Source organism: Bacteroides thetaiotaomicron VPI-5482, assembly GCF_000011065.1.
In the GTDB taxonomy this organism is placed as follows: Bacteria; Bacteroidota; Bacteroidia; order Bacteroidales; family Bacteroidaceae; genus Bacteroides; species Bacteroides thetaiotaomicron.
The window spans coordinates 1173219-1192043 of record NC_004663.1; the positions used below are offsets into that span (position 1 = coordinate 1173219).

General features: G+C 41.7%; 14 protein-coding genes and 1 pseudogene. 2 read left to right on the forward strand and 13 right to left on the reverse strand.

Annotation, left to right across the window (positions count from 1 at the left end; all coding sequences use genetic code 11):
• Positions 1-50 precede the first annotated feature (50 nt).
• The 11 genes and pseudogenes from BT_RS04830 to BT_RS04880 all read right to left on the reverse strand — a co-directional run bounded on the left by BT_RS04830 (position 51) and on the right by BT_RS04880 (position 15226).
• The gene (locus tag BT_RS04830; protein ID WP_008765751.1) at positions 51-560 is read right to left on the reverse strand and encodes a hypothetical protein; all 510 of its coding nucleotides are present in this window, start codon (positions 558-560) and stop codon (positions 51-53) included.
• A gap of 12 nt (positions 561-572) precedes the next feature.
• Positions 573-2471: a TonB-dependent receptor plug domain-containing protein gene (locus BT_RS04835; RefSeq protein ID WP_062695098.1), complete on the reverse strand. Its 1899-nt coding sequence runs from the start codon at positions 2469-2471 to the stop codon at positions 573-575.
• 16 nt (positions 2472-2487) lie between these two features.
• Positions 2488-2922: a DUF1893 domain-containing protein gene (locus tag BT_RS04840; RefSeq protein ID WP_008761597.1), complete on the reverse strand. Its 435-nt coding sequence runs from the start codon at positions 2920-2922 to the stop codon at positions 2488-2490.
• A complete protein-coding gene (locus tag BT_RS04845) occupies positions 2922-4325 on the reverse strand; it encodes an aldo/keto reductase (protein WP_008765753.1) in 1404 nt (467 codons plus the stop codon). Before BT_RS04845 ends, BT_RS04840 begins: the two co-directional genes overlap by 1 nt.
• A 19-nt stretch (positions 4326-4344) precedes the next feature.
• Entirely contained in the window at positions 4345-5853 is a 1509-nt protein-coding gene (locus BT_RS04850) for a 4Fe-4S binding protein (protein WP_008765754.1), read from the reverse strand.
• Positions 5854-6161: 308 nt separating this feature from the next.
• Positions 6162-8788: pseudogene (locus tag BT_RS04855) on the reverse strand (carboxypeptidase regulatory-like domain-containing protein).
• 124 nt (positions 8789-8912) lie between these two features.
• On the reverse strand, positions 8913-9887 hold the full coding sequence (locus BT_RS04860) for a FecR family protein (RefSeq protein ID WP_008765756.1): 975 nt from the start codon (positions 9885-9887) through the stop codon (positions 8913-8915).
• 63 nt (positions 9888-9950) lie between these two features.
• The gene (locus tag BT_RS04865; RefSeq protein ID WP_008765757.1) at positions 9951-10502 is read right to left on the reverse strand and encodes an RNA polymerase sigma-70 factor; all 552 of its coding nucleotides are present in this window, start codon (positions 10500-10502) and stop codon (positions 9951-9953) included.
• Between the two features lie 94 nt (positions 10503-10596).
• Positions 10597-10818: a DUF3098 domain-containing protein gene (locus BT_RS04870; protein ID WP_008765758.1), complete on the reverse strand. Its 222-nt coding sequence runs from the start codon at positions 10816-10818 to the stop codon at positions 10597-10599.
• A gap of 43 nt (positions 10819-10861) precedes the next feature.
• The gene (locus BT_RS04875) at positions 10862-13996 is read right to left on the reverse strand and encodes a DUF2723 domain-containing protein (RefSeq protein WP_008765759.1); all 3135 of its coding nucleotides are present in this window, start codon (positions 13994-13996) and stop codon (positions 10862-10864) included.
• A 141-nt stretch (positions 13997-14137) separates the two neighbouring features.
• Positions 14138-15226, reverse strand: coding sequence for a hypothetical protein (locus BT_RS04880; RefSeq protein WP_011107549.1), 1089 nt, complete (start codon positions 15224-15226; stop codon positions 14138-14140).
• A 300-nt stretch (positions 15227-15526) separates the two neighbouring features.
• Here BT_RS04880 and BT_RS04885 point away from each other — a divergent pair, with 300 nt between their 5' ends.
• On the forward strand, positions 15527-16147 hold the full coding sequence (locus tag BT_RS04885; protein WP_008761607.1) for an HAD family hydrolase: 621 nt from the start codon (positions 15527-15529) through the stop codon (positions 16145-16147).
• A 72-nt stretch (positions 16148-16219) separates the two neighbouring features.
• Here BT_RS04885 and BT_RS04890 read toward each other — a convergent pair whose 3' ends face one another.
• Entirely contained in the window at positions 16220-17017 is a 798-nt protein-coding gene (locus BT_RS04890; protein ID WP_008765761.1) for a DUF4846 domain-containing protein, read from the reverse strand.
• A 146-nt stretch (positions 17018-17163) separates the two neighbouring features.
• Here BT_RS04890 and BT_RS04895 point away from each other — a divergent pair, with 146 nt between their 5' ends.
• Positions 17164-17973, forward strand: coding sequence for a 3-ketodihydrosphingosine reductase (locus BT_RS04895; RefSeq protein WP_008765762.1), 810 nt, complete (start codon positions 17164-17166; stop codon positions 17971-17973).
• A 113-nt stretch (positions 17974-18086) separates the two neighbouring features.
• On the opposite strand, the gene BT_RS04900 is transcribed toward BT_RS04895, so the two are convergent.
• Entirely contained in the window at positions 18087-18815 is a 729-nt protein-coding gene (locus BT_RS04900) for a DUF6064 family protein (RefSeq protein WP_008765763.1), read from the reverse strand.
• Positions 18816-18825 lie beyond the last annotated feature (10 nt).

Sequence of the window (18825 nt, forward strand, 5' to 3'; positions counted from 1 at the left end):
CTGCTTTTTCTTTGCAGAAAAAGCAGCTTATTATTTTTTAATTAGAGACATTACTTGCGTATCAAGTATTTAATAAACAAATAACCTCCTAATACTTGCAGGCACATTCCGGGAATACCGATGCGGAAGTCCTGAACAGCATTGTAGAAATTTCCTATATACATCCACTCTCCCAATGTTCCGATGATCTGATAAAACAAGACTACTCCTGCTAATACAGGGATAGAAATGCGTCCGAAGCGTTGCGCAGCCCATCCGGCGGCGATAGCTAATAATACGGATTTCAATAGGATGGCAGGCAATACTGCGGGCACTGGCATACCAAAGAGCAGAGAGTTTATGACTGGAGACAAGATAGCAGTTAGCAAACCGACCTTCCAGCCATATTTGTAAGCACCGATCAGAGTGAAGAAATAAATAGGCAGCCAGGTTAATCCACCTAGTGGAATGAGATGAAAGAGCCTGGGAAAAAGGATATTGCCAACGATGAATAACGAGGCTGCCAAATAGGTCTTCACATTACTGTAATTCAGTGAATAGAGTTTTACTGTTGTTTCCATATCTTTATTCTTTTAGAAATTCAAATTAATACCACCCATGAATGTTGCCTTGGGCATGGGATACCCTGCATTTATTTCGTAACGTTGTGCCAACAGGTTTTCACCTTTCACAAAGATGTTGGCAAAATTACAAACACGATAACTTCCTCGCAGATTCCATAAAACAAAACTATCCTGTTGCTCGGTGCCTTTATTATTAACGATTACAGAAGTGTAAAGTCCCTTAATATATTGCATTCCTGTCGATACAGTCCAGCGACCTGCGGTATAGTCTGCTCCGACATACAATTTGTGTTCAGGAGCGGCGAGAACCGGATTCTCCATGTGCAACCAGCTATAGTTGGCATTCACATTCCAATGAGAATTAAACCGATAACCGATATTCGCTTCAATTCCCCAGTTTTCTATTTCTCCGGAATTGACGTTCAGCGGAGGCGTCAAACCGTTGCTCATAATTACATTGTCACCATTAATATAATACAGGTTAAGTCCGTAATATAAGGCATCTTCCAATAACCGTTGGGAATAGGAAAGTTCATAACTGACCAGTTTTTCCGGATTCAGTTCCGGATTGGCAGGAGCAAACATATACATTTCCCGGATGGTAGGGTTGCGATATCCTTTGCTCACCATCGCTTTAAGTTCTGCACTTTTGGGAAGATGAAAAGCCAGTCCTCCTTGTGGAATCCATTCAGTACCTACATGAGAGTGATGATCTACACGAACACCCGCATCCAATGACAACCAGCTATTTATATCCTGACGGAAATCGACATATCCTGCAAATTCATCCATTTGCTTGTCTACTCCCGGTTTCCGCTCTCCGGTAGCCAAGACTTTGTTCCATGATTCCCCTCCGAAGTGCTGATAGTCAAATCCTACCGTCAGACGATTGCCTGTGAAGAACGTAGCACTCTGATACCAGGAAATGCCGAGCATCTTGTCTTTAGAATTAAAGTGTGATGTTTGTGGTTGTTCTCCTGTTTTATATCCGTCATTGATTTTATGCCGTCCCCAATTATAGAAAAGGCTCAAAGCTCCTGATGTCTTCTCATAATGGTTTTCCAAGGCAAGCGAGGTCATACCACGTGTAATACGCGAATCATTGTCGATAAGTGGAACTTGTATCGTTCCCGGATTGGAAGCATTGAAATGGGTTACATTTACATCTCCCCAGAGTTTCCAGGAAGAGCTGAAATCATATCCTAACTTCGCGTATCCTCCATATTGTTTGAACTCCATATCGGGACGATGTCCGTCCGTACGATTGTAAGAACCGGTAACGATACTGCTGAAACGTCCTTTCTTTACACGGTTGGAAAATTCCGTCTGCAAAGTGTTGTATGAGCCATACCCTACCTGCATATTCGTTCTTACTCCCTCATCCTGCTGTTTGCGGGTGACTATATTGATTACTCCGCCCATTGCATTCGAGCCATAGAGTACAGAGGCAGGGCCGCGCAAGACTTCCACTTTCTCTGTCAACATAGACTGATATGCATCCGCAATCGGATGTCCCATCAATCCCATATATTGCGGATGTCCATCGATCAAAACCAATAAACCTGCCGTCGGACTGCCTCCGATACCACGCAGACTCATGCCACCTGCCGCACCTGTGGACACACCATATCCCATAATACCACGGCTGGTAGTAAAGAATCCGGGAACCTGTTCCGTCAATAGCGGCAAAAGTGAAGGTTCATATCTTTTCTCTATTTGTTGCCTTCCTACTACTGAAATAGTCATGGGAAGGTGACGAATATCCGTCTCGTTCCGTGTTCCGGTAACTACGACTTCGTCGATAGTATAGTTTCTTTTGACTTGTGTGCTGTCTTTTCCGGGTTGTGCCATTCCTGAAATGGAAAGCAGGCTGCCGAACAAAAACAAACAAACTGTATTTGTTTTCATATTCTGTTTCGCGCTTTTATTTCTCCTGCAACTTTTTACCACTTCTTATTTTTTCGAGGAAATCACGAATCAGCGGCAATATGGCTTCTGCCGATTCTTCTTCGCTACACATCGTTTCTACCGGACACCAGCCTGTGTGATCACGATTCCATATAAAAGGTACTTCTTGTACGAAATGGACTTTTATATCCGAGCTTCGTAATAAATCCAACGCTTTCGAACTGATGATGTCTGTATGAAGTTCCCGGATACCTCCCAAAATCATGAGGGCGGCAGCCCCCTTCCCTACTACTTTGTCGGCTATCGAAGCTCCTTTCAGGAAATCCGGTTCCTGTGTCAGCAAATCATATAAATCCGCTACGCCACGTTGGGTAAAGGTACGTATGTTGTCTCCATTGGCAATCACACAGGAATATCCTCCCGAGTGTAATAAGTTGATTAATTCTTCCATTATAAGGTTCCTTGTTTCAGTTGTTCTACAAATTGGTCAATCCGGTGCAGTTCTTTGGGTATATCTATGTTTTGAGGACAGTGAGGTACGCATTGATTACATCCGATGCAATGACTAGCCTGACGGAGTTTAGGTACACTGCGGTCATATCCTACAAGAAATGCCCGGCGGGCTTTGAGATAATTCTCATCCTGTCCGTTTTTAGGAACATTGCCTTCATTGACACAACGGTTATAATGTAATAAGACAGCCGGAATATCCAGACCATACGGACATGGCATACAATATTTGCAGTCATTGCAAGGGATGGTAGGATACTTCAGCATTAACTGTGCCGTGTCTTCCAGAAAATCCATCTCTTCGTCAGTCAGCGGTTCCAATGGAGAATAAGTACGCAGGTTATCCTGCAAATGTTCCATATATGTCATACCGCTTAATACAGTCAATATATCGGGGAACGTTCCGGCAAAGCGGAAAGCCCATGAAGCTACGCTGCTTTCCGGACGGCGTTGTTTGAGGCGTGCCACCAGATTGTCATTCAGTTTAGACAAGCGACCTCCCAAAAGCGGTTCCATGATAATGGATGGAATCCCCCTTTTATGTAGCTCACCATACAGATATTCGGCATCGGTATTCCGGGCATTTGTCTCTTTCGCATGCTTCCAGTCCACATAGTTAAGCTGTATTTGTACGAAATCCCACTTTATCTCATCGTGTCGGGAAAGCAGATAATCATATACTTCGATGTCGCCATGATAGGAGAATCCGAGATTGCGGATGCGACCTGCTTCACGTTCTTTTATCAAAAAGTCAAGCATTCCATTATCCAGATATCGTCCTTTAAGGGCGTCCATTCCACCCATACCGATGCCATGAAGCAGCATATAATCGATATAGTCCACCTGAAGGTCTGCAAAAGATTTATGATACATTTTGAGGGAAGCTTCGCGTGACCATGTATCCGGAGAGAAGTTGGATAGTTTGGTAGCAATGAAGTATTTATCACGTGGATAACGGCTTAGCGCAATTCCTGTGGATTTCTCAGAAAAACCTTGCACGTAGGCCGGAGATGTATCGAAATAGTTTACTCCATGAGCGATGGCGTAATCGATTAATCCGTTCACTGCATCCTGATCGATCACTTCACCCTTACCGTCGGGAGCCGGTTTGAGAGGCCAGCGCATACAGCCGTATCCTAAAAGTGACACGCGGTCGCCTGTTGTTGGAGACGTGCGGTAAGTCATTTTATCGGTAGGAATTTCCCCTTCTGCCGATGCACTGCTTGATGAAGAAGTGCCTTTTGACGAGCATCCGTATAGTATCGCTGTCGATGTAGCCGCACTGATACCTACGATTTTGATAAAATCTCTTCTGTTTATGTCTTTCTTATTTTTTTCTTCCATAATCTTGTTCTGATTTAAATCATACAATTCTGTGCATCTGATGTCCGGTCACGTAAATGGCACTGAAAGGACGGGATGGACAAAGATTCTCGCAAGCACCACAACCAATACACCGTTCGACATTGATTGCCGGAATCTTCGGTGAGTCCGCTATTTCGGGATCGGAAGCTACCATCTGAATAGCGGCTGCCGGACAATGGCGGGCACAGTTGCCGCATTCCATTCCATCAGTCAGCGGTACGCAGTTCTCCTTGATCCATACAGCATGCCCGATTTGGATAGCGGATTTCTCTGCCAGGCTGGTCAGATGAATGGCATCTGTAGGGCATACTTCCGCACATTTGGCACACTCCGGACGGCAATAACCACGCTCGTAGGACATTTCCGGCTGCATGAGAGTTGCCAGATTACCGGATGGACGTAATACCTGAGTAGGACAAACAGAGACACATAGCTGACAGGCAGTACAATGTTGGGCAAAGTTGCGTGCATTTAATGATCCGGGAGGATAAATCGGATTCTCCCGGTTGGGAATCTTCTTGTCTTCAATGGCTGCCAATCCTCCGTCTACCTTTTTCTCCTGTGCTTTCAGTATGGTAGAAGTAGCGAAAATAGTCGATGCCGAAAGAAAACTACGACGGGCATTGTCAATCTGTTCCGAGGTCACGGATTTTATTTTAACCGCTTCCGTATTAACCCCTTCTTTCTTTTGAATACGTCTGGTATATTTAATAGCTCCTTGCTTACATTTTCCCAGGCAATCCATACAAGCGACACAACGGCTATAATCAATTTCATGGGCTTTGGCATTAATACAGGATGCCTTACAATTACGTGCGCACAATCCGCAGCTATTACATTTGGAAGTATCGATCACAGGCTTGAAGATGGAGTATCGTGATATGAATCCCAATACGGTGCCGACAGGACAAATGGTATTGCAATAAGTACGTCCGTTACGCCATGCCAAAACAAAAAGCACAATAAGGGTAATCACAGCAATGATCAGTGTTGAAAGACTTTTCATCCAGACATCCACTTCATAGAAAGCATAGCTTTCTGCCCGTTCGGCAAAATATGCCAAGAGATTATTTCCCCATTGCCATACCGGAGCCAGCAGACTGGAAACCATCCGGCCGTATGCACTGTAAGGTGCCAGTAGAACGACAAAAGCATTCAGTCCGGCAACCAAGGCAAGGATGAATACAGCCAATACACCATATCTCAGCCATTTTAAAGCCGGAGAATAACGGAAGCGGTTCTTTTTCTGTTTGCCGGAGAACCATGAAACAGCATCCTGAAATACTCCTAACGGGCAAATGACCGAACAATAAATACGCCCGAATAGTAATGTGAGCACAATAAGGAATAGCACGACACCTATGTTCAAGGCTAATACTGCCGGCAGGAACTGAATTTTCGCCAGCCATCCGAACCATGTGTGCAATGTCCCTGTGAAATCAAGGAACAGCAGGGTAATAAGTGTGAAACACACGATTGCGGCTGTAAGTCTGATAGTACGCAACATAAATTTATTAGATTTTCAATTTATAGTAGTTATATCTTAATTATTTTCAATTCCATCAGAATCGAATCTTATGCTTTTTAACCGATGCAAATTTAAGCAGAGTGATTGATTTTTGCAGTATATAAATTACAGAAAGTTATACCAATATTACTGATTAGGATTTTTTTTAATTCTGGATTGTTATATCATAATTACCGAAAGTCATTGTACATAAGAGTTTCTGTCATTCAGAACATTTCCCTTGGTAACGGGAGGTCTGAATGACAGAGCATAATGATTACTTTAAGACATTTAGGATTTTAGTTTGTCTAGAAATAAATCTTATAACTTATATTGGGAATTAACCCTGTTCCTTCTTTTTCTTCAATTTCAAAGGTCTTTTCATTGTATTGGTAAAAGTGCATTCCGGTGCGCATACCTACATTCAGAATCTTCAATGAGAACTCATGAGATACTCTTTTCTTATTTATCCGGAAACTGACAGAAACATCACCGTTTATGGAAGGGAAGGATTGAATCTTTTGCTGTATGCTTTCGTTTCATCAAAAAAGATGTCATGCTCTGTCTGACTTCTTTCTTCGTTTACGGGGGTGTAGCGTTCCCCTCCCTGAAAGAATAAACGTCCGTTGAGACTCAGTACGTTTTGTTTAAGTTTGCCGACCATCCATTCTTTTCCGGCAAGTAAGTTCAGCAGATAGTTCTTATCCAGTCTTGTATTACGCCAAACGTTATCTCCTCCCCTATATTTCGATTTAAACAAAGAACCTGTAATCATATAGTAGAAGCCATTTTTCATATATTGTTCCAGCGTGATGTCTATTCCATAATTTCTGCCTTGACCGGTGTTGGTCAAGATTCTGTCCAAATAAAATTCCTCATGGTTAATGACCGAGAAGGAGGAGTTCTTTTCAACCGGTATACGAAATAAATATTGGAAATAAGGCTCTATCTTTAAATGCAGGTTTTGATTGATATTCCAGTCGTATGTCATCCCGACATGATGTGCCCGGGAAAAATCCAGATATCGATTTGACTGGTTCTTGCCGTTGACGACCTTTTCTACAAAATAATAATCCAGCTTTTCCCTGCGACTATGTAATCCATAGGCCAACGCCAAAGAATGTTTCGGATTTATTTTCCATTTTAGGGCAACCCGCGGTTCGATGGATAAGTTATTGTTCAAAGTAAAATATTGGGCTGTTACTCCTAAGCTAGTGTCCCAGTTATTATTCAGATTGATAACCGAACTGCTATAGGCCGAAAAGACTGTGCTTTCACCATCACCTTTTGAAATCTGTTCCATAGGTCTGTTTAATCCGAAATAACGGCTGACCTGATAATCAAGATCATAGTGAAGGTTTGTAATCGTAACCCCCGTTCTGTTAGTATGTCTCGGACTGAACTTCGTATTCAGATAAGAATTAAAAACGAAGTCCCACCTGCTGTTCCGGATATCTCCTACTCTGATTAGTTTGTCATCTGCTTGTTGATCTACCACTGTATGATCTTTGGAATAAGTAGCAGACAGGGAAGAGCGGATATACGTGTTTTCATTCATCACATACTTGTGTGCAAGTCCTCCCACCATTTTTTCTAGTCTGTTTTCTCCTGCTTGTCGGTCTCCCAGAGTTTCCCATTTGGAACGCTCTTCTATTGGAGCTTTGTTTCTGTCAATCAATCCTAATCCCCAAATAGAAAAGGTGCCGGCTTTGGAGGTCGGAAAGTTTAGCTTGAATGCTAAATCCTGATATTTAAGATTCAGGTCATTGCCGGTAGCCAGTGATGTAGTCGAAAAACGATAGTTAACGAGATAAGAACTTCCTCGCTTTTTACTGATTGGTCCCTCTGATGACAGATCGATACCCATTAGTCCGACTTGAAAAGCGTGTTCGTACTTTTGATTATTTCCATTGCGCAGGTGCATATCGAAAACACCCGATAATACATTGTTATATTCTGCGGGAAAAGCTCCGTTGTAAAAATCCGAATTTCCGATCACCTGTGTACTCAGAGCTGACAGGAAACCTCCGCCCAATCCCGACAAATCGGCAAAATGAGTCGGATTGGGTATCTCAATTCCTTCCAGCCTCCATTGCGTGAATTGCGGGGAGTTTCCGCGAATGGCTACGGCATTGGTGCCGATGTCTCCCGCTACTCCTGCGAAAGCGGCACTTAATCGTGCAGGGTCATCGAAGCCGTTGGCAAATCTGCCGGCTTCTTCCATGCTGATCATACGGCCGCCTGTGATAGCCATAGGATTGATCGTCCGGTTTTTCTTTATTTCCGGCTTCACGAGGACTTCTGCCAGATATTGGATATTCTCGTCCATCGGAATTTCTACATATACTTCTTTGGATGAAGTTACGGATACCTCACTGATTATGCTTATGTGATATCCCGTAAAAGACGCTTGAATATTGTAGCGTCCAATAGGAACATTGCTGATTCTGAAGTTTCCCAGACTATCTGTGGAGCTATTCAAGGAAGGTTCCTCTAAGACATAGACAGAGGCATACTCTATTGGAGCATTAGTTTTGGAATCGACTACAATTCCTCTTATGGTTTGCGTTAGTTTTTGTGTCTTTTCGCCGATTGTTTCTGTTTTTGGTGTCGGCAGAGAGATAATAATATGATATCCCTTTATTTTGTATATGTATCCGGTACCTTTCAATATTTGTGTTAGTGCCTTCTCAATGCTTGCGGACTTTAGCGACAATGCTTGCCTCTTTTTCAGGTTCAGGTTTGACTGTTCGTAAGCTATGCTATAGTCTGTTTGTAGTTCTATTTGCTCAAAGGCTTCTTTTAAAGAGATATTTTTATTTTGAATTGTAATTTTCTTTTCTGCATTTTGGGAAATTGCCGTCAATGACAGAATAGAAAAAAACAAAAGAATGATCATCTTATCTGGTTTTTTATTCGCATTAATTCGATTCATTATTTTATATTTGTACGTTGATACTTCGTTTTTACTTCGCGGTTTAAATGAGGATAGACATTTCAGAACTGGGAAGAGGGTCTCAAGCTGCTTCCCGGTTCTTTTTGTTCATAGGCTATTTTTTTTATTTGGTTATTATTATTTTGTTTCCACTCTGCCGATAGCTAAAGCCGATTATATCTCCTAATATATTCAGCATTTCATCCAGATTCTCATCTTTCAGGAATTTGACAGTGTACCGTCTAGAGGCAGAAAAATCGGTAGAATGATCGATAACAGTATCATAACGTCGTTCCAGCGTTCTGAATATTTCTTCGGCAGTAGCATTGGTGAAGATTATTTTCCCTTTTACCCAACTGTTCGTGTCAACAGTGTCTACTGTCGATATCTCAATATCTGATGTCGATTTATCATAGGTGAGTTGTTCGTTGGGCTTGAGAGTTTGAGGAGGACGGGATTGCGTACTCACTTCCACTTTTCCACTAGTCAACGTTGTGGTAATATTCGCATCATTAGCATATGCCTTTACATTGAACTTCGTTCCAAGTACCTTGACGGATAGTTGCGATGTTTCTACTATGAAAGGTTTTGCATCATCTTTTCTGACTGAGAAATAGGCTTCACCATCAAGGGTTACGACACGATTCTCTTTGGTAAAAGTTTTCGGATAGGTAATTGTACTTCCAGCGTTCAGCCATACTTCGGAACTATCCGGCAGAACCAAGCGCTTTTGTTCGCCATAGGCTGTGGATATTTCTATCTGCTCGTTTTCGGAAGGGATATAATAAAGCAATCCTCCTGCCAATAAGCATATGGGAATAACGACGGCTACAATGCGGACAAACTTATGATATAAAACAATATTTTCAAGATGTTCTTTGTTGTATCCGGTTCTTAAATTGACCCGCTCTAAAGCACTGTATGTTTTTGAATCGGCTTCCGTATCCAGTTCGTTCCAATACTCTAATGAGGCTTTTTCTTTCTCCTCCGCGTTTTCTTCCTTCATAATCCATCGCTGTACCTTTTCCTCCGTTTCAACAGAAAAACGTCCGGAAAGGAACTTTTTGATGATTCTGGTGATAATATTACTCTTTTCCATTTTTGCTGTATTTACTATATATACAGTCTGATGACAAAAAGCTCAATGAAAAAGTGGATGTTTTTATAAAAAAGATAATAAAAAGCACGAGATAGCTTTCCGTATCTCCTTTAATGCGAGGCTTAACTGACTTTCGACATTTCTTTTAGTGGTGTTGAGCTGTATTGCTATCTCAGCATTGCTCAACCCTTCCTGACGGCTTAATGTATAGATCATTTTCCGCTGTTCCGACATTTTTCCGACAATGTCATCTATTAATAAGCCTAACTCTTTAGCAATAAGATCTTCTTCGGAGGTAGAACTATATTCGATCTCCTGACTACTATTTAGATAAGTGTCATGTACATACTTATGTTTCAAGAAATTTATGGCCGAATTACGGGCAATTGTATGCAGATAAGAACTAAAAGACTTGGATGCATCAATTGAATCATGATTGATCCAAAGGTTGACAAAAAGGTCTTCTGTCAATTCTTCGGCATCCGATTCCGATTTTATATATCCGTCGATGAAAGCCTTTGTTTTATTGTAATAGGCTATAAAAACTGTTTCAAAAGCCTTGTGATTTCCATCCTGGAAGGCTTCAAGCGTTTTTATGTCAATGTTATTACTCATGTTGTCCGACTTTCATTTTTATTAGTGAGGACAAAAGAAGTAATTATTTGGCTTAAAAACGCATTCTTTTGAAAATATTTAAGATGTATCCCTGCTAATTATTCTTTTTTGTAATATAAATAATGCCAACCACATTCAGCAAATAACCGAGTAAACAAATAATGGGTGCAAAACATATACGAAGTCTGCTGAAGATATCAGGATTATATGCGGCAGGGGTACTCCCCTCGCCGCTCATTAATACATATCCTGTGATAATCAATATCGAACCAATCGATAGAATAATATAATTTATTTTACTCAATGCATTTCTCATACTTCTGATAGTTTTATTGTTTTCAAGTTTATATTTCCGGATTTTAGTTTCTAAGTCCCACGATTTGAGAGAATAAAGCATATTTCTCCTCAAAGCGCTGATTACTTAGCCTGTATTCCTCTTCATCAATCTCTTTTACAAGTTCATTATACTGATTCCATTGCCAGAACTTATACAGGCAATCTCTCTGAACCATATTGATCCTGTTGTCTCCTAATGAGAATGCCCAGTTGATGTAATCTTCCGATTCGGCTGTCAGGTTCTTTAACAGAGGCATTGCTTTCGTCTTTTCTCCTAGGGCAGCATAGGCTTTGGCTATGTCGAATGACCCGCTTTCATAGATCTCGGGGACATTGTACGCCGGAACAGCTTGTTCTGCATAGGCAAGTACTTTCCTTGCTCGGGTATTGTCGCCCTGCCTGATCAGTTCCTTTGCCAGTTGGGCGAAAAGCCTTCGATGATAATAGCAGGTTCGCAGGGTGGTTTCATCCAGATAGAGTCCGGGAGTGTCCAGTCCGCCATACTTATATCTGTTCATTACATTTTCATACAATCTCTCTACATCTATCGCATAGTTATTATCTCCTTTGACATTTCCCCATTTTTTATAATCAAAAGGCGTGAAACGGAAAGCTAATCCTTCCTGAACGAAATAATGATCAAACTTCAGCTTGCTGACCTCACCGACGGATATTGCCATGTACAATGGGCGTTCCCAATTGCAGTTGGCAAGCATTTCCAGCATCAGCATATCTACCTTGGTTAGAATACGCATATCTTTCAGAGAAATATAGATCTTATCCGGTATCGCATTTTTTAGTTCTTTACCTTTCAGATGACGGATGGAGTCGGGAAGCATTATGCCTGATCGAAGCACTGCATCTTTATCAATGCTGATACTGATCGTATCGGTAGGGATTACGTGGAAGTCCTGTTTCTCCGATAATGCCCAGTACTTCAAGATGTTTTTTACCTCAAACGGATCATTGCCGAAACTATCACGGGCTTCTTCCGGATGTTTCTGATAAAGCTCTTCTATCTGTTTTTTCAGTTCCGGTCGGATGGCTACGTATTCGTTTTTTCCTTCCTGATATTGATCTTTACTCCAGGTAATGGGTAATCCGGGTGCATCATACAACGGGCATTGCTGCTGATAAATATACCAATCTGTTTGCGCATAACTCAAATTGCAGATGCGGGCATCTCTGCGTACTCCTTCCGTGTCCTGATTATACCACAAGGGAAAAGTATCATTATCTCCGTTACTGAAAATGATAGGATTTCCTTTGTCGGGGAGTGTCATCAGATAATTGGCTCCAAAATCACGGCAGGTGAAACGATTGCTCCGGTCATGATCATCCCACGTCTGACTAGCCATCTGAACCGGAATCAGCAGGCAGAGAAACATTAACAGGCCGACTTGAAGTACTGACGACTTCTTTTTTCGAAGTGCGTCACACAATCCGGCAGCTCCCATTCCTATCCAAATAGCAAAAGCATAGAATGAACCTGCGTATGCATAATCCCGTTCACGGGGCTGACCGGGAGTCTGGTTCAAATATAGCACAATAGCCAGACCTGTCATGAAGAAAAGGAAAAACACGACGCTAAACTGTTGCATCCCCTTCTTTCCCCGCATCCATTGCCAGTAAATCCCGATTAATCCCAATAATAGCGGCAAAGCGTAAAATACGTTATGCCCTTTATTCTGACGCAGAGATTCGGGTAAAAGTTCCTGATCACCAAGCCTTAGATTATCTAACAGAGGAATACCCGTGATCCAGTTTCCATGCTCCGGTTCGCCATGTCCCTGGATATCATTTTGACGCCCGACAAAATTCCAGAGAAAATAGCGCCAATACATATAATTGAGCTGATAAGCGAAGAAGTAGGTAAGATTCTCTTTTTGCGTGGGAGCTCCGTCCGTTCCTTCCGACCAGCTTTTGTAGGAGGAAGCCATGCGATCATTCCACATTCGTGAAAACAGCATATTTTGAGTATAGCATACTTCCTCTTTATTTCGAATCACTTTATATTTCCCTTCTTCCCTATTCGGTCTGTAGACAGCACCACCCGTTTTCATTTTTACCTTGTAATAATCTCCTTCGGGCACATACTCCGGTTCGGAGGCATACGTTTTGCCATAAAGTAAAGGGGCGCTTTCGTATTGCTCCCGGTTCAAATAGCTTTTGAGTGCGAAAATATTATCCGGAGCATTTTCATTGAGCGGTGTATTGGCATTGGCACGAATCAATATCACTGCATAGGTGGTATAACCTACGGTAAGCATAAGTATGCACCATAAAGCTGTATTGATTAATCGTTTTTTGAAACGATAGATACCAGCTATGAGCAGGAAAAATGTGATAGCCAGAAAGCCAATCAGTCCTGTTTGGAAAGGAAATCCCAAGGCATTGACAAAGAGTAGTTCGAACCATCCTCCAATATCCGCCATTCCGGGAATGTAGACAAAAAGTATCAATACAATAAGCAGACCGGATAAAGCAATCGCCGCAATTGCTCCTTTAAGCGAAATCGTTCGATATTTCTGATAATAGAAAACCAGTACAATCGCTGGAATGCAAAGCAGATTGAGCAGATGTACTCCGATGGAGAGTCCGATTATATAGGCAATCAGAATAATCCATCGGTCACCATAAACGGTGTCCGACTCATCCTGCCAGCGCAGAATCATCCAAAAAACCAAGGCAGTAAGAAAAGAAGAGAAAGCATATACTTCTCCCTCTACTGCGCTGAACCAGAAAGTATCACTAAAAGTATATGCCAAAGCTCCTACCAACCCGGAACCGAGAATGATAATCACGTCGGTTACTGACAGATTCTCTTTTTCTTCTTTCAGAAGAGATCTGACCAGGCGAGTGATACTCCAAAAAAGAAAGAGGATACATCCTGCACTTAGCAGTGCATTCAGAAAGTTGACTGTACGTGAGACCTGGGAGGGATCGGAGGCAAACTGTGTAAACAGATTACCTACCAGCATATAAAAAGGTGCACCAGGCGGATGTCCGACCTGTAACTTTTCGGCGCATGAAATAAACTCAGGACAATCCCAAAAACTGGCAGTAGGTTCGATTGTCATTCCGTATACGAAAGCTGCTATCAGGAAGACAAGCCAACCACTGAAATCATTCCATCTTTTAAATAATAAGTAGTTCATAGTTCTGTAACTTTTTTGTTTGCAAAGTTATAGAACAGTGATATAAAACAGGCATTTTTAGCCGGACGGATACGGACATCCCATTTCTATAAGGTGTTGAAAAACAAAGCTTTTTGTCAGGTAATTCCGGACAAATGTGGACTACAATGATTTGATGTAGTCTTCCAGTGATTCTTTGGAACTTACAAGCATAAGTTTCTCCGTTTTTATTCTGGATATTCTTCGGGTAAGAGTTTCTACAGTCAGTTTCATTAGATCTGCAAAGCAAGCAGGCTGGATACCTTCGCGCAGGAAAGCACATACTCTCAAATCTTCTTCTGTAAGTTTAGGACTTATCTCTTTCAATTTGGAAACAAGTCCATATACTCCTTCCTGTAGTCTTAATAATTCACTCCAGTCTTTCTCTGAAAAAGAAACAACCTTGGAAGGGGAAACAGACCGTTCTTTTATTTGCCGGACTTTCGATACTACCGGAGAACTTTCATAAATATGCTGTTGAAGCGACTGATATTTTTCTTCCAGATAGTTACATTGCAACATCAGTTTATCCGACTCTGCCTCTTTTCGCAACATTTCATCTTTAAAAGTAGTCAGTTGAGAATATACAAACTTATTCTTCTTCCAGAGCAGCCCGAGTAACAAGGACATCACACCAAAGACTCCCAATGCAGAAGAAAGAATAATCTTCGTATCGCCTGTCTGATCGTTCAGCATTAGCTGGCTGGCATAGGCTTTTCTTTCCATTTCCAATGCTTCGTCGAAATGACCATATTTCTGATAATAAAGGCTGCAACGTCTGCACACCTTGGCTACATAATCGTACTTCTCTGTAAGAGCAGCAAGCTTTATTGCTTCCTTGAAGTGGGTCTCCGCTTCCTTTTTCTGGTCAAGATCACTCTCTACGCATGCCAGATAAAAATAAGCCTTTGATTTCTGAAGTTCATTGCCGTGTTGGTCAAAGTATGAAACTGCCTGACGGATTTGCTTATCAGACGTATGGGCGATATTTTTATCTTCATTCAGCTGGGTACACAACAGATTATATTCTGCCAGCTGTGCTTCGTTCATCTGGTTGATCTGGATATTTTCGAGAATAATAGATGCTGTATCCGGGTCCTGCCCCATTAGCTGTGCGGCTTTGTCTAATCCCTGTTTTACATTAGTCCCTTCCGGATGGCATGCAGCCAGTGAAAGGACAACCACGTATAATAAGATTCGAAGATTATTCATAACTCTGCTTTTATCTTTGTATACAAACGATTGGATTTGCAAATATAAAAAATAATATGATACATACACCTCTATAAACCATACAAAAAATGGTGTCACTATCCTCCTCTCATAGTGACACTATACTGTGATCATAGTTACACCATCACGGCAGGATAGTGTAACTATATTATTTATGCTCCTATTATTATGCATATCGCAGATTGCCCTCATGTTTTTTTTGACAAAGATCAAGCGATGACGGGCTGTTTATTAAGAAGATTAGCCGTATCTTTGTAACAAATAAAAATTGTATATATCATGATTAAAAACATTGTATTTGATTTTGGCGGAGTGATTGTAGACATTGATCGCGATAAAGCTGTTCAGGCGTTTATCAAACTGGGATTGGCGGATGCCGATACTCGTTTGGACAAATACCATCAGACCGGAATCTTCCAAGAACTGGAAGAAGGAAAGTTGAGTGCCGATGAATTTCGGAAGCAATTGGGAGATCTGTGCGGTCGCGAACTGACGATGGAAGAAACCAAACAGGCGTGGTTAGGCTTTTTCAATGAAGTGGACTTGCGAAAGCTCGATTATATATTGGGACTTCGTAAATCATATCATGTGTATCTCTTGAGTAATACCAATCCTTTTGTTATGTCATGGGCATGCAGTCCGGAGTTTTCATCCGAAGGGAAACCGCTGAACGATTATTGCGACAAACTATATTTATCTTACCAGTTGGGACATACCAAACCGGCTCCCGAAATATTCGACTTTATGATAAAAGACAGTCATGTCATACCTTCCGAAACGCTCTTCGTTGACGATGGAAGTTCGAATATCCACATAGGCAAAGAACTTGGCTTCGAAACCTTCCAACCAGAAAACGGTGCTGATTGGCGGCAAGAGTTGACCGTTATACTAAATAGTTGAGAAGAGGTATCTTTATGCTCCTCCCACCTACAGGAGGGGACCCCGGAAGGAAAGGTGCCAGGTAAGCAATTTCTAAAACCTTTTCAGCTCTTTCTTTTCAAATGTCCACTCCGGTGTATACAATCTGCCACTGTCTGTATCTGTCAGTTCATACCAAGGTGACAGATTTCGGTTGGCAGGATTGACGAGGATATGTATTTGCTGGGCGGGCATATAACTTTGCGCCAATAAAAAAACTTTCTTTTTTGTTTTCGGGTGAATTGCCACATCTACTACTATCACGACATGGCCCGGTGAACCTCCTTTGATAAACACATCTCCTGCTTGCAGTGAAGTATAAGGAACCGTACGAAGCTCTTTTGAAAGAGAAGCAGTGCCGGCATACATAAATACCATATTCAAGTATTTACGAAAAGTCTTATATGAATAGTCTTTGCCTCCTGCAGCATACCATTCTACCTTATTTCCAGTTACTTTGATACGGTTTCCTTCCGCCCATTTTTTATATTCTGCCGGAAAGCCATTGGTAAAGTTAAATTTGATTTCTCCGTATCTTTTCTGTGCCCATAGGTATTCTGCCCGCAAGCGCATGACTGCATCCGCACATTGCTGTAAATCGCGATTGCCTATTTCCATATCTACTACGGCGAATGCGGCTGCCTGATTCCTTTTCTCCTGTCCGTTGTAAAGTAAAACCTTACTCCCTTTGGGCAATAATGGGAGTTGACGCAGATAGGCGGCAAATGAATGTTCATCGCATACTTCACGAGTGTAGCCCGTAGGAGGAAGAATGGTGCTTTCCACTGACTGTCCCAGCGACACTATAATTGAAGTCAGACATACTATGCTGAATATAAGTATTCTTTTCATATCGTTATTTTTCCCGAAGATAGGATATCTTTTGCAGAAAACCAAGTTTTGCAGGAGGAAGCTTCTGAAACCGTCTAATCAGAATACTATTCGGCAAAAACAGAATTTTCGGATATTCTCTTTATCTTTGCTGCAAATAAAAGAATATGCAACCACAAATCATACTCATTACCGGAGCTTCTTCCGGATTTGGAAAGATCACTGCGCAAATGTTATCAGAACAAGGTCATATCGTTTACGGTACGAGCCGGAAACCTTCAGAGAATATAGGTAAGGTCCGAATGCTTGTCGTTGATGTAACGAATAGTATTTCTGTTCGTCAGGCTGTAGAACAAATAATATCCGAGCAGGGACGGATGGATGTACTGATTAATAATGCCGGTATGGGAATTGGCGGAGCATTGGAGTTGGCTACCGAAGAAGAAGTGAGCATGCAGATGAATACAAATTTCTTTGGCGTGGTCAATATGTGCAAAGCGGTGCTCCCTTATATGCGCAAGGCACGTCGGGGAAAGATTATCAATATCAGCTCTATTGGTGGAGTGATGGGCATCCCCTATCAGGGATTTTATTCAGCATCCAAGTTTGCAGTAGAAGGATACAGCGAGGCCTTGGCGCTGGAAGTTCATCCGTTTCATATTAAAGTCTGCCTGGTGCAGCCGGGAGATTTTAATACCGGGTTTACCGACAACCGGAATATCTCTGAACTGACCGGACAAAATGAAGATTATGCTGACAGTTTTCTGAGATCATTAAAGATTATTGAAAAAGAAGAGCGTAACGGATGCCATCCCCGCAAGCTGGGTGCTGCAATCTGTAAAATAGTAGCGCGTAAAAATCCTCCTTTCCGGACTAAAGTAGGTCCGTTGGTGCAAGTTCTGTTTGCTAAAAGCAAGAGCTGGCTGCCGGATAATATGATGCAATATGCTCTCCGAATATTTTATGCTATCAGATAAAAAAAAGTTTCATGCCTTGAAACTGTTGGTTTCAACGGTTGAAACTTTTTGTTTCAAGCAATGAAACTAATCGTTTCAAGGCGTGAAACTAATAGCGTGTAATAGTACGGCAATCAGTTCTTCGGAACTAATTCCAAAAACATAGTAGTCGTCAATAATATAGCCAGCCCGATGCAGACTGTTATTAATAACCAGTTGATATATTTAGCTTTGGGCTTGGTATCTGCGTGCAGATTATTCAGGAAGTATTCTCTGAAGAAGAGATAGAGTCCCGGAATAGTCGCACTTGCCAAAAGGAAGTCTTCCGGTATCTGGAAGAAGTAAGTCTTGGATAATCCGATCAATGACCAGTGGCAAAGGAACAATACCAAAAACATATTTACCTTGTGTGCAAACAGCAACAGCAGTCCGATGGTAAATACCACTACAGAGCAAGGCATCACCGGAGAAGTCATTTCCGGGAAAGATAGCCCGCGTGCCAACGATACCATAGGATATATGAAAGGCATGGCCAGCAATACATAAGATAGCAGATCATATTTGTGTGTACGTTCGAAAGTCGTATATCCGGTGATTGTATCCCATATCCAGATAATAGCCATCACTCCCCAGAACATCGCCATTACTCCGTTATAGCTGCGTTCTTCGCAGTAGATAAAGTAATAGACAATGGAAATCCACGAATAAAGACCTATCATATAAATCTTCATTCCCATCTTCACCCACGGACGTGGTTTGCTGATCAGCAATGCGGTCAGCACAATGCCGATCAGAATGACAATAATCTGCAAAAGCCAAGTGGCTGAATTATAATACGCAATTGTTCTCCAAAAAATCTCCATAAAAGTAGTT

Excerpts from the sequence above, each read along its gene's own strand:
- BT_RS04875 (WP_008765759.1), bottom strand. The coding sequence starts at position 13,996 with ATGAACTACTTATTATTTAAAAGATGGAATGATTTCAGTGGTTGGCTT.
- BT_RS04860 (WP_008765756.1), bottom strand. The coding sequence starts at position 9,887 with ATGGAAAAGAGTAATATTATCACCAGAATCATCAAAAAGTTCCTTTCC.
- BT_RS04870 (WP_008765758.1), bottom strand. The coding sequence starts at position 10,818 with ATGAGAAATGCATTGAGTAAAATAAATTATATTATTCTATCGATTGGT.
- BT_RS04865 (WP_008765757.1), bottom strand. The coding sequence starts at position 10,502 with ATGAGTAATAACATTGACATAAAAACGCTTGAAGCCTTCCAGGATGGA.
- BT_RS04830 (WP_008765751.1), bottom strand. The coding sequence starts at position 560 with ATGGAAACAACAGTAAAACTCTATTCACTGAATTACAGTAATGTGAAG.
- BT_RS04840 (WP_008761597.1), bottom strand. The coding sequence starts at position 2,922 with ATGGAAGAATTAATCAACTTATTACACTCGGGAGGATATTCCTGTGTG.
- BT_RS04845 (WP_008765753.1), bottom strand. The coding sequence starts at position 4,325 with ATGGAAGAAAAAAATAAGAAAGACATAAACAGAAGAGATTTTATCAAA.
- BT_RS04835 (WP_062695098.1), bottom strand. The coding sequence starts at position 2,471 with ATGAAAACAAATACAGTTTGTTTGTTTTTGTTCGGCAGCCTGCTTTCC.
- BT_RS04890 (WP_008765761.1), bottom strand. The coding sequence starts at position 17,017 with ATGAAAAGAATACTTATATTCAGCATAGTATGTCTGACTTCAATTATA.
- BT_RS04880 (WP_011107549.1), bottom strand. The coding sequence starts at position 15,226 with ATGAATAATCTTCGAATCTTATTATACGTGGTTGTCCTTTCACTGGCT.
- BT_RS04885 (WP_008761607.1), top strand. The coding sequence starts at position 15,527 with ATGATTAAAAACATTGTATTTGATTTTGGCGGAGTGATTGTAGACATT.
- BT_RS04850 (WP_008765754.1), bottom strand. The coding sequence starts at position 5,853 with ATGTTGCGTACTATCAGACTTACAGCCGCAATCGTGTGTTTCACACTT.
- BT_RS04895 (WP_008765762.1), top strand. The coding sequence starts at position 17,164 with ATGCAACCACAAATCATACTCATTACCGGAGCTTCTTCCGGATTTGGA.
- BT_RS04900 (WP_008765763.1), bottom strand. The coding sequence starts at position 18,815 with ATGGAGATTTTTTGGAGAACAATTGCGTATTATAATTCAGCCACTTGG.